The organism is Streptomyces sp. NPDC001904, from assembly GCF_040297005.1.
Lineage (GTDB): Bacteria > Actinomycetota > Actinomycetes > Streptomycetales > Streptomycetaceae > Streptomyces.
In genome coordinates this window covers 442,413-456,299 of record NZ_JBEOYI010000004.1, presented here as the reverse complement: position 1 = coordinate 456,299, position 13,887 = coordinate 442,413, and the positions used below count along the sequence as shown (strand labels likewise).

Here is a 13,887-nt window from a genome sequence, read left to right as displayed (position 1 = left end):
GGTCATTCGGGGAAGGCGTCCAGCGCCCCGGTGAAGCAGCTCAGGGGCGCGTGGGTGAGGCCGGCGCCGATCTGGCCGATGCCGGGCTCGCGGTGGGCGATGCCGGTGGTGACGACGGGTTCGAGTCCGGTGTCGACGACCTTGCGCACGTCGATGCCGACCGGGCTGCCCGCGAAGTCGAGCCCGGAGAGCCGGTAGTCGCGGTGCCGGCCGAGGGTGATCGCCGCCATCTCCTCGCTGACCCGGCGGGCCCGCTCAGGGGTGCCGCCGACGAAGCCGACGATCGCCGGGGCGGCCGCGAGGGCGAACCCGCCGAGGCCGTGGGTCTCGGTGATCGCGCTGTCGCCGACGTCGGGGTTGGCGTCGTCCGGACCGTACCCGGCGAAGTACAGCCCGTCGACGGGCGCGGCGGGCGCCGTGAACCAGGCGTCGCCGAGGCCGCTGACCCGGATGCCGACGTCGACGCCGTTGCGGGCGAAGGCGGTGACGAGGGTGGAGTGCTCCACACCGTGCCCGGCCATGAGCGCCAGCTTGCTGGCCGCCATGGAGAAGTTCAGGAACCAGTAGTTGTTGTCGCGCAGGAAGTCGAGCGCCTCGATGCCGCCGAGGTCCGCGTGGCGGGCGAGGGCGGCGGCGAGCTCCCGGGTGAGCAGGGCGCTGGCGGCGGTGTTGCGGCTGTGGCACTCGTCGCCCATCTGGAGCGCCTGGGCGGTGACGGTACGGAGGTTGACCGGTTCGGGCAGGGAGCGCAGTGCCGCGCGCAGCGCGGGTCCGAGCCGCTCCCCCATCCAGCGCAGCCGCCGCAGCACGTCGTCGCCGAGCGCGCCGTACCGCAGGCAACGCCCCTGCCCCTCGTTGAGGTTGGAGTACGCGCGCAGTCCGCTCGCCCGGTCCTCCACGACCATCAGCGGCATGGACGCGGAGACGATCCCCGCCATCGGGCCGACCGCGTCGTGGTGGTGGCAGGGCGCGAAGCGGACGGCGCCGGATCCGGCGAGCCGGAGCGCCTCGTCCTCGGTGGCGGCCCAGCCTTCGAGGAGGGCCGCGCCGACGACGGCGGCCCGCATGGGTCCGCACATCCGTTCCCAGGCGACGGGCGGCCCGGCGTGCAACAGCATGCGCTCGCCCGCGAGTTCGGGAATCAGCTCACCGGCCGCCCGGACGTCGGTCCACAGCGGCTGTACGTCCAGGACGCGCGCAAGCGCGGTCGCGTTGGCGGCCTCGATGTCGGGGCGGGCGGTGAGCCGGGCGAGTTTGGCGGCGAGGCGGGCGTCCCCGGCGGCGGGCGGCCGCCAGTCGATCTGGGTGACGGTCGCCCCGGCGGTGCGCGGCGCCGCGGCGAACTCCTCGACGCCCACGTTGACGACGTGCGGCGGGGCGGCGAGCAGCGGGCGGGCGGACGGGGTCATGCGGGGCCTCCGATCATGGCGGGGCGCGGCGCGGGCGGCCGCGCGGTCCGCTCCCCGCCGAGCAGGCGGGCGCAGGCGAGGGCCGCCTGCGTACTGCTGCCGACGACCTCGGCGCCCGCCTCCCGCAGCACGCGGCGCTGGGCGCCCGCCCGCTGCGGGTCGTCGTCGGTGCCGACGACGAAGCAGAGCACGGCGGGCCGGTCGGGGCCGGTCCCGGCCAGGGTTTCGGCGACGGCGGCGGCCGGGTCGGGGGCGGCGCCGTGGCCGATGACGAGGTCGAGCACGACCACGGCGGCGGCCGGATCGGCGAGCGCCGCCCGCAGCCAGGCCGCGCGCACCGCCGGGTCGATCATCGGGTGCGGGCGGCCCGCGGTGTAGGCGTCGTCGCCGAGGTCGAGGACGAGGTGGCGGGGCGGCAGCGCGGGCGGTGCGCCGGGCCGCCCGGCGGTGCGGTCCAGCGGCCCGAGCACGGGGCCGAGCAGCAGTTCCGCCTCGTGGGCGAAGGTGCCGCCCGTGTACAGGGCGCGCAGCAGTCGGCGGCCGGGCGGCGGCGCGGGCGGCGCGGGTACGGGTTCGGCGGGGACCGGGTGTCCCAGGGCCTGTTCCGCCGCGGCGCGCGCGGCCTCGTACAGGGTCGGGGCGAGGGTGACGCCGGGCGGCACCGGCACTCCCGCGGGGTCCCAGCCGAGGAAGCAGACGACGGCTGGCTTGCCCAGCTCGCCGATCCGGGCGAGCAGCCGCTCGGCGACGCGGGGCGCGGGCGGTTTGGAGACGAGGACGACGGAGTCGGTGCCCGGGTCGGCGGCGAGCGCGTCGAGCGCGGCCCGGGTCGTCAGGCCGCCGACGGCCTCGCTCACGTCACGGCTGCCGGTGCCGATGATGTGGCTGACCCCCGCGCCCAGGGCGTGCAGCAGCGTCGACACCTGTTGCAGGCCGGTGCCGGAGGCGCCGGTGAGGCCGATGGTGCCGCGCCGGACGGCGTTGGCGAAGCCCAGGGGGACGCCGCCGATGACGGCCGTGCCGCAGTCGGGGCCCATCACGAGCAGGCCGCGGCGGGCGGCCTCCTGTTTCAGCGCCACCTCGTCGTCGAGCGGCACGTGGTCGCTGAAGACGAAGGCGTGCAGGCCGCGGCGGAGCGCCTTGCGGGCTTCTGCGGCCGCGTAGGCGCCGGGGGTGGAGATCAGGGCCAGGTCGGCGTCGGCGGGTGCGGCGGCCAGCGAGCGCGGCCGCGGCGCGGTGGACGCGGCGGTGTCGTCGGAGGGACCGCCGGTGTCGCGCAGCGCGGTGACGGCCTCGGCCAGGGCGCGCTCCACGGCGTCGGGGGTGCCGCGCACGGCGACGATCAGGTCGTTGGGGGTGGCGAGGCGTCCCTCCTCGCCCAACAGCTCGGCGTCGGCGAGGACTTCGCGGTTGGCGGGGGTGCCCATGACGAGGCCGGCGGCGTCCACGCCGGGAGATCCGGCGAGGCGCGCGGCCACTCTCATCAGGGCGACGGAGTCGGCGTACAGGTCGTTGTGCACGGCGTTTCGCAGCACCATGGGCCGACTGTAGGCAGGGCGCGCGGCCCCGGGACATGGCTCTCGTTGCCAGTGCCCCCGTGGGTTTACCGGCACCGGATGACAAGGCCTGACGCGGCCCTCAGCCGCTCTCCCGCACCGCGAGCAACCGCTGGGCGTACACGGCGAGTTCGGTCTGCAGGCGGGCCATGGCGTGCCGCTCCAGGCCGCCGGTGAGGCGTTCGATCTGGCGCAGCCGGTAGCGCAGGGTGTTGTAGTGGATGTGCAGCCGGGCCGCGGCGGCGACGCCGTTGCGGTCGTGGAGCAGATAGGCGCCGAGGGTCTCGACGAGGGCGCCGTCCGTACGGGCGTCGTGGTCGATGAGCGGGCCGAGCGCGTCGTCGACCATGCGGTGCAGCTCGGTGTCGGGCACCTGGCCGAGCAGCCGGTAGACGCCCATGTCCGCGTAGGTCCGCACGAAGTCGTCGCCGTGCACCTCGCGGCCGAGCCCGAGGGTCTGCACGGCCTCCTCGTAGCTGCGGTGGTAGGCGGCGAAGTCGCTCTGTTCGGTACCGGCGGCGACGACCACGTTCCAGTCCGGGTGGGCGGCGGTGACGGCGGTGTGCAGGGCCTGGCAGCGGGCGGGGAGCGAGTCGCCGGGTTCGAGGAGCCCCGCGAGGCCGGTCTGGTTGCCCCACAGCAGCGCCTGTGGCCCGGCAGCGGAGCGCACCAGGCTCAGCAGGCGTTCCTCGAAGAGCGGTCCGGGCAGGGGTGCGGAGCCGTCGGCGGCCGTCGCCTCCAGGAGTACGGCGGCGCGCGGCAGCCGCAGGTTCCAGCCGAGCGCGGCGGCCCGGCTCAGGGTGTCGGCGCGGTCCCGGGGCGCGCGGGAGACCAGGTCCGTCAGCAGCGTGGTCCGGTAGTGCTGCTGGCGGCTGGCGGCGGCCTGCTCCTGGGCGGCGATCATGCAGGCGACGGTGGTGGCGTGGTCGAGCGCCATCCGCTGGTGCGGGGTGAGCCGGGCCCCGCCCTCGGCCCACAGTGCGACGGCGCCGCCGCGCCGCAGGCCGGTGTCGAGGGGCCGGGTGGCGGTGGCGGGCACGTCGCGCGGCGGGGCGCCGGCCGAGGCGAGGACGCCGCCCTGCGAGTCGTGGACGGCGGCCGCGCAGCCGGACAGTTCCAGGAGTACGTTCATCAGCTCCTGGTAGGAGCCGCCCTCGACGGCGACCGCGGTGAGCCGCTCGTGCAGGGCGCGGGACTGCTCCAGCTCCAGCGCGTGCCGGTTCAGGACGGTGCCGAGGACCTCGGAGAGGATGTCGTTGAACATGACGTCGCCGGGCAGCGCGATCACCGGGAAGCCGAGCCGGTCCCCCAACGCCAGCATGTCCGGCGGGAGTTCGGGCAGGTAGGGGCCGACCTTGACACCGAGCGCGGCGAGCCCGCGCCCGGCGAGGGTGGGCACGAGGGCGGTGAGCGCCGCCCGGTCGTCACGGACCGCGTAGGCGGTGGTGAGCAGCAGTTCACCGCCGCGCATCCAGCGCACGATGTCCGGTACTTCCATGATGTTGACGACGCGGATGCGGCGCGCCCCGCCGCGGGCTCCGGCGACGAGCCGGGCGCCGCCCAGGCACGGCAGGTCGAGCGCCTCGCGCACGGTGAGCCCCGCCGAGAGATCGTGGCCGCGGGCCTGGCCCGTACCGGTGCCGATACCTGTCATGTCCAGTCACTATGCGACCGCCCGATGCCATCCGTAAGACACCGCGCGTTACTTCCGTGTGTCCCGGCCGGGCATGTCGGAAGCGTTGTCATCCGATGTCAGCGCGGGGCCCGACTTCCTGGCGTCCGCTGCCCATGACGCCCCGGAGCGCCGCGCCTACCTTGACCGCATGATCTCGGGACCGCGCACGGCTGGGAGGCCGCAGTGACTCTGGAATCCGGGCAGGGCCCGATCGACGGCGCACACTATCTGGAGGCCACCCCGGAACACGTCCTGTGGGGCAGGCTCCCCTGCGGCGCCACCCCCGCAGCCCTCACCCTCGACTCCGGCGCGACCGTCACCTTCGACACGGTGTCGCACGAGGGCATCCTGGAGGACCAGGGCAGCGATCCGGTGGAGTTCTTCGGCCGGTACGGCGTCGCCGCCGGAGACGTCCTGTCCGACGCCCGGCTGCTCGCCAAGACCCCGCACCTGCGCGACGCGGACCGCGACGGCCCGCACGTGGTGTCCGCGCCGGTGCACGTGCGCGGCGCCGAACCGGGCGACCTGCTGCGCGTCGACGTCCTCGCGCTGCACCGCCGCGCCGACTACGGCCTGGTCTCCAGCCGCCACGGGCGCGGCGCACTGCCGGAGCAATTCGCGCTCGACGGGCCGGAGTTCACGTTCTGCGCGGTGGAGGGCGGGTCCGGCGTCATCCGCTACGGCAGCGACCGCGCGGCCCGCTTCCCGCTCCAGCCGTTCCTGGGCATCATGGGCGTCGCCACGGACACCGCCGAGCCCGCGCACAGCGTTCCGCCGGGCCGGCACGGCGGCAACATCGACGTGAAGCACCTCGGCTCCGGCGCGACCGTCTACCTGCCGGTGCAGACCGAGGGCGCGGGCTTCCACACCGGCGATCCGCACTACGCCCAGGGCAACGGCGAGGTCGCCCTCACCGCGTTCGAGGCGCCGCTGCGCGCGACGTTCCGGCTCACCGTCCTCAAGGGCGCGCGGGCCCGCGCCGCCGCCGCGACCCTCGCCGAACCGTTCGGCGAGACCGACCGCCACTGGATCCCCATCGGCCTGCACGAGGACCTGAACCTCGCCATGAAGGCCGCGGTGCGCTCCGCCCTCGCCTTCCTCACCGACCGCTTCGGCATGGAACCGCATGCCGCCTACGCCTACTTGAGCGCCGCCGCCGACTTCGAGGTCTCCCAGGTCGTCGACCAGGTGCAGGGCGTGCACTGCCTGATCCGCAAGGCCGACTTCGGCTCCGGGGGTGCCCGGTGAGCCGGCTGATCCTGCGCCGGGCCCGCGTCGAGGACGCGGCAACCCCCTGCGACCTCCTCCTCGCCGACGGAATCATCCACACCATCGGTACCGTCCCCGACACGACGGCCGACGAGACCGTCGACTGCGCGGGCCGCATCGTCCTGCCCGGCTTCGTCGAACCCCATCTGCACCTGGACAAGGCGCTGTTGGACTCCGTCCGGCCGAACCCCGACGGCACCCTGGCCGGCGCCATCGCGGTGACCGGCGAGCTGAAGCGGTCCTTCACCCGCGACGGCGTCCGCGACCGGGCCCGTACGGTCCTGGAGACGGCGGTCCGCAACGGCACGACCCTGATCCGCGCCCACCCCGACGTCGACCCCCTCGCTGGCCTGCTCGGCGTCGAGGTGCTGCTCGAACTCCGGGAGACCTACCGGTCGTTGGTGGACCTCCAGATCGTGGCGTTCCCGCAGGAGGGCATCTTCCGCTCCCCCGGCACCGAGAAGCTGCTGACCGCAGCCGTGGCGGCCGGCGCGGACGTCGTCGGCGGCTGCCCGTACAACGAGGACTCCCTCGCCGACGCCCGCCGCCATGTCGACCTCGTCCTGGATCTCGCGGTGGAGCACGGTCTGCCCGCGGATCTGCACGCGGACTTCGCGGACGACGCGAGCGATCCCCGGTACGCGCTCGCCGAGTTCATCGCGGAGGGGACGGCGCGCCGCGGCCTGTCCGGGCGGGTCGCGCTGGGCCACGCCACCTCCCTCGCGGGCCGTCCGCCCGCCGACCGCGGCCGTGCGCTGGCCGCGCTCGCCGACGCGGGCGTCGCCGTGGTCCCGCTCCCCGCCACCGACCTGTACCTCGGCGGCCGGCACGACTCCACGGCCGTCCGCCGCGGCATCGCCCCGGTGCGCGAGCTGTGGGACGCGGGCGTCCTCACCGCCTGCTCCTCGAACAACATCCGCAACGCCTTCACCCCGTACGGCAGCGCCGACGCCCTGGACACCGCGCTGCTGCTCGCCCAGACCGGCCATCTGTCGGGCCCCGCCGACCTGGCCCGGATCCTGCGCATGGTCACCCACGACGCGGCCCGGGTCACGGGCACCGCCGACACCTACGGCGTGCGCCCCGGCGCCCGCGCCGATCTGGTGGTCCTGGACTCGACCACGTACGACGACATCGTCCTGGACCGCCCCGACCGCGCCTACGTGATCAAGGCGGGCCGGATCGTGGCGCGCACCACCCGCACATCGGAACTACTGGCCCCCTGAGCCCCATGGGCCGACCGCTCACCCGCACCCGCACGGCACCCGCGCACGCATCCCACCCCTCCCCTCCGCCAAGGAGTCCTCATGCGCGAACGCCTCCCGCACGAAATCGTCGCCTCCGTCCTCGCCGGCCTCACGGCGTTCATCGGCGGCAACGCGCTCCATCTGCCGCCCTGGGCGATCTTCATCTCGTGGGCGGGCACCTTCCTGCTGGGCGGCCCGAGCCTGGCGAACGCCAGGAAGCTGTGGTTCGCGATGCCCGCGGGCTCGACGTTCGCCCTGGTCATCGTGGTGATCGAGAACCACGCGGGCGGGGCGTTCGGCGACGGCCAGTGGGCCCGCAACACGTTCCAGGCGCTGGTCATCCTGGTCGTCAACAGCGCCTTGATGTACGCGGGCCGGCTGAAGGCCCTTGCCCTGATCCCCGGCATGTTCTTCGGGTTCGCCTGCTACTTCGCCACGTACTTCGGCGGCTTCGGCCACGACCCGGGGAACGTGTGGGTGGCCTGGCTCAGCGTCGTCGCGATGAACGCCCTGGGACCGGTCTTCGCGTACCTGTCGACGAAGCTGACCTTCGCGACGGCGGACGCTCCCCGCTCCTCGGCCGCCCCCGGGACCGAGCCGGTGCGGCAGGCCTAGGGCGTGTGTCGAAAGTCCCGTCGTCCGCCCGGAGGGCGGGACTTTCGACACACGCCCTAGAGGGGGCCGAGCGCCAGGGCCACGCGCACCGCTCCGGCCTGCTCGAAGATCTCCTGGGCGATCTCCCACTGGCCGGGCTCCCGCCGCGCGTACTCCCGCCATCCGGTGACGACGAGCAGCAGTCCGCGCTCGGCGGCCTCCTCCGGCAGCTGTCCGGGGTCGCCGAGCGCGTCGGCCAGTGCGTCCCAGTTCCGCCCGAACCACCGGGGCAGGTCGAGGGCGGCGGCGCAGCGGTCCATGAGGGCGGCCTTGTCCACGGCCCCGTCGAGGTCGAGGACGCGGACCGTCCAGTCACCGCGCGCGCTCATCGCAGCACTTCCTTGAACGACTCGTAGTGGTCATCGGTGTAGTACGTCTCCCTCGCGTCACCGGTGACGATGCGCCGGGCACCACGGTCGCGCGAGCCCGGGGTGGGCACGGTGTACTCGTGGTAGTAGCCGCGCCGGTGCTCGGGCAGCTCGTGCTCGTAGTTCCCGAAGACGCTGCCGTCCTTCTCGTACGGGAACGGCCCGCCCTGATCGATGAGGGTGAGCGTCCGCCGCGCCTCGACGGGCAGCCGGCTCGCCTGCACGGTGCCCATGCCGGATTCGGAGCACCCCACGAGAAGGGCACAGCAGGCCAGCAGCAGGCAAAGGAGACGACGAGCCACGGATCAAGCCCCTCCGGCGATTGAGGAGCGGGGCCCGGGGCGGAGCCCCGCGACCTCACACTCCGTCGGGATCGGCGCGCTGCAACGCGGGCTTCGGCGTCGGCCCCGCTGTCAGCAGAAAATCGGCCGCGGACGTGTCGGTGACCAGACTGGTCACCAGCCCCGACCGCAGCACGGCATCGATGGCGGCAGCCTTCCGCTGCCCGCCCGCGATCGCGACGACCTCCGGTATGCGACGCAGCCGGTCCGCCTCCACCGTGATGCAGCGCTCGCCGAGGTCCCGGCCGACCCGGCGCCCCTGGGCGTCGAACAGGTGGGCCGACATCTCGGCCGCGACGCCCAGCGACGCGTAGTGCGCGCGCTCCTCGTCGCTGAGCATGTCGTGCACGGTGGAGATGCCCGGCTCCCAGGAGCCGATGGACACGCACGCCACGGTGACCTTGTCGAAGTACTCGAAGGCGCGGGCGATGCCGGTCTGGTGGCGCAGCGCCCCGGCGGTCGCGGCGTCCGGCAGCAGCATCGGCGCGTAGATGGGGTGGGCGTCCCCGCCCGAGACCTGCGCGGCCCGCCGCACGGCCTCCACGGAGCCGCGCTCGGCGGTCCCGGCGTCGTACACACCGGTCAGCTGCACGACGGTGCACGGCGGCAGCCGGTCGAGAGCGGCGGCCATGTGAATGGTGGAGCGGCCCCACGCGAGACCCAGGACGTCGCCCTCGGTGACCAGCTCGCCCAGGAGATCGGCGGCGACCTCGCCCAGGTTCTCCGGGTCGGGCGACTCCTCGGCCTCGGCCGGCGACTCGACGACCACCACGTGCCGCAGTCCGTACCGCGCGCGCAGCGCGTCGGAACGATCGGCGTCCAGCTCGGCCGGGACCCGGATCTCGATGCGCACGAGATCTCGCTCCAGGGCGGTCTCCAGGACCCGGGCCACCTTGAAGCGGCTGACGCCGAACTCCTCGGCGATCTGGATCTTGGACTTGCCCTCCAGATAGAAGCGACGGGCCATGGCCGCCGCCTGCATCAGCTCCGCGGGTCCCATCCGCAGGGCTGCGCGTCCCGCCGATGATGCGGACACGGCGATCTCCTCACTGCTCTTCTTCACGACTCACACGACAACTGTGGACACAAGCACTGATACCGCGCCCACCGCACACTCTTCTGTTCACAACCTGGATACGCCGTTCATCCTTGCAGATCCCGCGGACTCGATCAGCCCCGATGGAACGCCGTTCACGGAACCGTGGCTCAGTGTCCGCATGCCCAGGTCGACGCCGACGCCGCCTGCTCGCGCAGGCCCCGGACCGCCTCGGCCGGGTCGCTCGCCCCGTATACGGCCGAACCGGCGACGAACACGTCCGCCCCCGCCTCCGCGCACCGCTCGATGGTCGACGCGGAGACCCCGCCGTCGACCTGCAGCCACAGCTCGAGACCGTGCTTGGAGATCAGCTCACGCGTCCGGCGGATCTTCGGCAGCATGATGTCCAGGAAGGCCTGCCCGCCGAACCCGGGCTCAACCGTCATGATCAGCAGCATGTCGAGCTCGGGGAGCAGATCCTCGTACGGCTCGATGGGCGTCGCCGGCTTGAGCGCCATCGAGGCGCGGGCGCCCTTGGCGCGGATCTCACGGGCGAGCCGTACGGGCGCGTGGGCGGCCTCGGCGTGGAAGGTGACGGATCCGGCCCCCGCCTCGACGTACTGGGGAGCCCAGCGATCGGGATTCTCGATCATCAGATGGCAGTCCAGCGGGATGTCCGTCGCCCGCGCCAGGGACTCTACGACCGGCACTCCCAGGGTGAGGTTCGGGACGAAGTGGTTGTCCATGACATCGACGTGGAGCCAGTCGGCGCCCGCCGCCGCCTGTGCCTCGTCGGCCAGGCGCGCGAAGTCCGCGGAGAGGATGCTGGGGTTGATCTGAACGGCCATGCCCCAAGACTGCCATGCCCACGGCCGCTTTCCCTCCTCGGTCCGGACCGGTCCCGCATTCGCGGACCGTTCGAGCCCGTCCGGCGTTCGAGGACCGGGGCCCGGGGCGGAGCCCCAGGACCTCGCCCCCACCCACCCGCACGTTCCTAGGCGGTCCGCCGGATCAACGCCAGATACATCGCGTCGGTCCCGTGCAGATGCGGCCACAACTGCACATCGGGCCCGTCCCCCAGCCCCGGCACACCCTCCAACAGCGGCCGCGCGTCGATGAGTTCGGCCCCGCCGACCGACTTCAGCACGTCGTCGACGACGGCCCGCGTCTCGGCGAGGTGCGGCGAGCACGTCGCGTACCCCACGACACCCCCGACCCGCACGGAGTCGAGCGCCGTCCGCAGCAGGCTCCGCTGGAGCGGCCCGAACCCGTCCAGGTCCTCCGGCCGCCGCCGCCAGCGCGCCTCGGGCCGCCGGCGCAGGGCGCCGAGGCCGGTGCAGGGCACGTCCATGAGGACGCGGTCGAACGTCCCGGACCGCCACGGCGGCCGGGTCCCGTCCGCCGCGATCACCTGGTACGGCCCCGGGTTCCCGGCCAGCGCCTTGCCGACGAGTCCGGCCCGGTGCGGCTGCTTCTCGGAGGCGAGGAGCACGGCGCCGCGCTCGGCGGCGAGCCCGGCGAGCATGGCGGCCTTGCCGCCCGGCCCGGCGCACCCGTCGAGCCACGTGCGGTCGGAGCCCTCGACCGGGGCGTTCGCGAGCGCGAGCGCGACCAGCTGGCTGCCCTCGTCCTGCACTCCGGCGCGGCCGGTCCTGACGACATCGAACGCCCCCGGTTCGCCGCCCTCGGCGAGCCGCACGGCATACGGCGACCAGCGTCCGGGCAGCCCCGACTCCTCACCGACCTCGGCGAGGACGGCCTCGGCGGTGGTCCGGCCGGGGCGTGCCACGAGCGTCACCTCGGGCCGTTCGTTGTCCGCCTCCAGCAGGTCCTCGATCCCCGCGCGGCCTCCGCCCAGCGAGTCCCACAGCGCCGACACCACCCATCGCGGATGCGAATGGACGACGGCGAGATGGTCCTCGGGGTCCTCGTCGTACGGGGGCGCGACGCGCTCCAGCCAGGCGTCGAGATCGTGCTGCGAGACCTTCCGCAGCACGGCGTTGACGAACTTGGCCCGCCCGTCGCCGAGCACGACCCGCGCCAGCTCCACCGACGCGGAGACGGCGGCGTGCGTCGGGATCCGGGTCCCGAGCAGCTGGTGCACACCCAGGTTCAGCACGTCCAGGACGGGCGGATCGACCTCACGCAGCGGCCGGTCGATGCAGGCCGCCACGATCGCGTCGTACGTGCCCTGCCGCCGCAGCGTCCCGTAGACCAGCTCGGTCGCGAGCGCCGCGTCCCGCCCGTCGAAGTCGCCCTTGGCGCGGGCCTTCTTGAGCAGCGGCGGCAGCACGAGATTCGCGTACGCGTCCCGCTCGTCGACCGCGCGCAGCACCTCGAAGGCGAGGATGCGCACCGGGTCCTTCTTGGGACGGCGGTGGGGCTTGCCGGGCTTGCCGGGCTTGCCGGGCTTGCCTGCGCCACGGTTCGACGAGGTCGGCTGGTCGTTCAAAGGTGCTCCGCTGCTGGATTCGTACGGGCGTCACGCACACGGGCGTACGCCGATGTGAACCCTCCCAGCCTACGGCCCGGCCGCCTCCCGGGCCGCTCCGGGCTCAGCCCAGCCGCTCCCCCGCCGCGATCCGCACCCCGCGCGCCCAGTCCGCCGCCGCCATCGGCTTCTTGCCCTGGGCCTGCACCCAGAGCAGCTCGACGGCATGGCTGCCGGTACCGACGTACAGATTCTTCTTGCCGACGGCCAGCTCGCCCGGCGCCAGGTCGGTGCGGTCCGCCGCCAACGTGGCGGAGCGGACCTTGAGCCGCTCCCCGCGGAACTCGGTCCAGGCGCCGGGCGCGGGCGTGCAGCCGCGCACCACGCGGTCGACGCGGAGCGCGGGCGCGACCCAGTCGATCCGGGCGTCGTCGACAGTGATCTTCGGGGCGAGGGAGACGCCGTCGACGGGCTGCGGCACGGCCAGCACGGACCCGTCCTCGATCCCGTCCATGGTCGCGACGAGCAGCCCGGCACCGGCGAACGCGAGCCGCGTCAGCATGTCCCCGCTGGTGTCCGTGGGCCGGACCGCCTCGGTCACCGTGCCGTAGACGGGTCCGGAGTCGAGTCCCTCCTCGATGAGGAAGGTCGACGCCCCGGTGATCTCGTCGCCCGCCATGATCGAGTGCTGCACGGGCGCCGCGCCGCGCCAGGCGGGCAGCAGCGAGAAGTGCAGATTGACCCAGCCGCGGGCGGGCACGTCGAGCGCGATCTTGGGCAGCAGCGCGCCGTAGGCGACGACCGGGCAGCAGTCCGGGCCGATCTCGCGCAGCCGGGCCAGGAACTCCTCGTCGCGGGGCTTGGCGGGCTTGAGCACCTCGATGCCCGCCTCCTCGGCCCGCTCGGCGACCGGGCTCGCGATCAGGCGGCGGCCGCGCCCGGCGGGGGCGTCGGGCCGGGTGACGACCGCGGCGACCTCGTGCCGGTCGGAGGCGATCAGGGCGTCCAGGGCGGGAACGGCGACCTCGGGGGTGCCGGCGAAGACGAGCTTCATCGGTGGATCGTGGCCTCTCGGGCGGGGTGACGGGCAGCGCACCAGTCTATGGGGGCCCGCTCGCACACACGCATGGGGCGCACGCCAGAACGTGCGCCCTGCGCATATGCGGATACGCCCGAACAGCGTGACCCCTCACCGCATGGCGCGTTGGTCAAGAAAGAGTTGACCAGTCAGCGGGCCGTCAGCACTCGATCGTCGCCGGACACGGTCGCCGTTCGGTGCGTGACCGGCCCATCATTCTCATCTTTCATCGCCGGTTCGAGAGGCTTGTAAATGGCCGACCACGCAACCCACGACGCCCAGGCACGGGCCAGCCTGCACCTCCTTGTGCGGGACATCGAGCGGGTCCGACGGCAGGTGGACGCACTGCGCACCCTCACCGCACAGCTCGGCAACGTCTACCGCCCGCGCCGCTCAGGCCCCTCCGCGGGCTTCGTCGTCTACGGCAGGGCACCCGCCCCGACCGTCCGCCTCGCCCAGGAGCTGCGGGACAGTGTCGAGACCCTGGTGACAGCGGCCGTGGACTTCGACCGCTCGCTGGGATTCTCGTGGGACGCGGTGGGCTCCGCGCTCGGAGTCACCAAGCAGGCGGTGCACCGCCGTTACGGGGCGCGCCGGGCCGCGACCCAGGCCGCTGCCGAGGCCGAGCGCGCCACCGACACCCCGACCCCGACCGCGACCGCCCCCCGGCCGCCGCTGCCGCTGCCCCTGACCACGGGCCCGCTGCCCTCGGTGCCCGCCGCCCGGTCGATGCCGACCCAGCCGACCGCGGGCAGCTCGGGTCTGCGCGAGGAGGCGCGGCCGACCGCCTTCCCCGGTCCGCGCAACGGCTGACACGGCCGGT

General features: G+C 74.0%; 13 protein-coding genes. 4 read left to right on the top strand and 9 right to left on the bottom strand.

The window, feature by feature from the left end; genetic code table 11:
• Window positions 1-2: 2 nt before the first annotated feature.
• The 3 genes from ABT127_RS09215 to ABT127_RS09205 form a co-directional block, all read right to left on the bottom strand.
• On the bottom strand, window positions 3-1,409 hold the full coding sequence (locus ABT127_RS09215; protein ID WP_351446183.1) for a YlbE family protein: 1,407 nt from the start codon (window positions 1,407-1,409) through the stop codon (window positions 3-5).
• Window positions 1,406-2,947 (bottom strand): AllF/FdrA family protein, encoded by a 1,542-nt coding sequence (locus ABT127_RS09210; protein ID WP_351446181.1) that lies wholly within the window; start codon window positions 2,945-2,947, stop codon window positions 1,406-1,408. The genes ABT127_RS09215 and ABT127_RS09210 overlap by 4 nt, the downstream gene beginning before the upstream one ends.
• A gap of 100 nt (window positions 2,948-3,047) precedes the next feature.
• A complete protein-coding gene (locus tag ABT127_RS09205) occupies window positions 3,048-4,619 on the bottom strand; it encodes a PucR family transcriptional regulator (RefSeq protein WP_351446180.1) in 1,572 nt (523 codons plus the stop codon).
• Between the two features lie 204 nt (window positions 4,620-4,823).
• On the opposite strand from ABT127_RS09205, the gene ABT127_RS09200 reads away from it, so the two are divergent.
• From ABT127_RS09200 to ABT127_RS09190, 3 genes are all read left to right on the top strand, one after another.
• Entirely contained in the window at window positions 4,824-5,888 is a 1,065-nt protein-coding gene (locus ABT127_RS09200; protein ID WP_351446178.1) for an acetamidase/formamidase family protein, read from the top strand.
• Entirely contained in the window at window positions 5,885-7,135 is a 1,251-nt protein-coding gene (locus ABT127_RS09195; protein ID WP_351446176.1) for an amidohydrolase family protein, read from the top strand. The genes ABT127_RS09200 and ABT127_RS09195 overlap by 4 nt, the downstream gene beginning before the upstream one ends.
• Before the next feature lie 81 nt (window positions 7,136-7,216).
• Window positions 7,217-7,771, top strand: a complete 555-nt coding sequence (locus ABT127_RS09190; RefSeq protein ID WP_351446174.1) for a DUF1097 domain-containing protein — start codon at window positions 7,217-7,219, stop codon at window positions 7,769-7,771.
• 56 nt (window positions 7,772-7,827) lie between these two features.
• Here ABT127_RS09190 and ABT127_RS09185 read toward each other — a convergent pair whose 3' ends face one another.
• The 6 genes from ABT127_RS09185 to fmt form a co-directional block, all read right to left on the bottom strand.
• Window positions 7,828-8,139, bottom strand: a complete 312-nt coding sequence (locus ABT127_RS09185; protein WP_351446172.1) for a barstar family protein — start codon at window positions 8,137-8,139, stop codon at window positions 7,828-7,830.
• Entirely contained in the window at window positions 8,136-8,480 is a 345-nt protein-coding gene (locus tag ABT127_RS09180; RefSeq protein ID WP_502971661.1) for a guanyl-specific ribonuclease, read from the bottom strand. The genes ABT127_RS09185 and ABT127_RS09180 overlap by 4 nt, the downstream gene beginning before the upstream one ends.
• A 55-nt stretch (window positions 8,481-8,535) precedes the next feature.
• Entirely contained in the window at window positions 8,536-9,519 is a 984-nt protein-coding gene (locus ABT127_RS09175; RefSeq protein ID WP_351446250.1) for a sugar-binding transcriptional regulator, read from the bottom strand.
• Window positions 9,520-9,725: 206 nt separating this feature from the next.
• A complete protein-coding gene (gene rpe, locus ABT127_RS09170) occupies window positions 9,726-10,403 on the bottom strand; it encodes a ribulose-phosphate 3-epimerase (RefSeq protein WP_351446170.1) in 678 nt (225 codons plus the stop codon).
• A gap of 146 nt (window positions 10,404-10,549) precedes the next feature.
• Entirely contained in the window at window positions 10,550-12,007 is a 1,458-nt protein-coding gene (locus tag ABT127_RS09165) for an RsmB/NOP family class I SAM-dependent RNA methyltransferase (protein ID WP_351446169.1), read from the bottom strand.
• Window positions 12,008-12,110: 103 nt separating this feature from the next.
• Window positions 12,111-13,040 carry a methionyl-tRNA formyltransferase gene (gene fmt / locus ABT127_RS09160; RefSeq protein ID WP_351446167.1) on the bottom strand — a complete coding sequence of 310 codons (930 nt, stop codon included), beginning with the start codon at window positions 13,038-13,040 and terminating at the stop codon, window positions 12,111-12,113.
• A gap of 276 nt (window positions 13,041-13,316) precedes the next feature.
• Between fmt and ABT127_RS09155 the strand changes: the two genes are divergently transcribed.
• A complete protein-coding gene (locus ABT127_RS09155) occupies window positions 13,317-13,877 on the top strand; it encodes a hypothetical protein (RefSeq protein WP_351446165.1) in 561 nt (186 codons plus the stop codon).
• Window positions 13,878-13,887: the final 10 nt, after the last annotated feature.

What these genes read in the sequence shown, in the direction of transcription:
- ABT127_RS09215 (WP_351446183.1), bottom strand. Translation starts at nt 1,409, where the DNA reads ATGACCCCGTCCGCCCGCCCGCTGCTCGCCGCCCCGCCGCACGTCGTC.
- ABT127_RS09210 (WP_351446181.1), bottom strand. Translation starts at nt 2,947, where the DNA reads ATGGTGCTGCGAAACGCCGTGCACAACGACCTGTACGCCGACTCCGTC.
- ABT127_RS09205 (WP_351446180.1), bottom strand. Translation starts at nt 4,619, where the DNA reads ATGACAGGTATCGGCACCGGTACGGGCCAGGCCCGCGGCCACGATCTC.
- ABT127_RS09190 (WP_351446174.1), top strand. Translation starts at nt 7,217, where the DNA reads ATGCGCGAACGCCTCCCGCACGAAATCGTCGCCTCCGTCCTCGCCGGC.
- ABT127_RS09185 (WP_351446172.1), bottom strand. Translation starts at nt 8,139, where the DNA reads ATGAGCGCGCGCGGTGACTGGACGGTCCGCGTCCTCGACCTCGACGGG.
- ABT127_RS09175 (WP_351446250.1), bottom strand. Translation starts at nt 9,519, where the DNA reads ATGGGACCCGCGGAGCTGATGCAGGCGGCGGCCATGGCCCGTCGCTTC.
- rpe (WP_351446170.1), bottom strand. Translation starts at nt 10,403, where the DNA reads ATGGCCGTTCAGATCAACCCCAGCATCCTCTCCGCGGACTTCGCGCGC.
- fmt (WP_351446167.1), bottom strand. Translation starts at nt 13,040, where the DNA reads ATGAAGCTCGTCTTCGCCGGCACCCCCGAGGTCGCCGTTCCCGCCCTG.
- ABT127_RS09155 (WP_351446165.1), top strand. Translation starts at nt 13,317, where the DNA reads ATGGCCGACCACGCAACCCACGACGCCCAGGCACGGGCCAGCCTGCAC.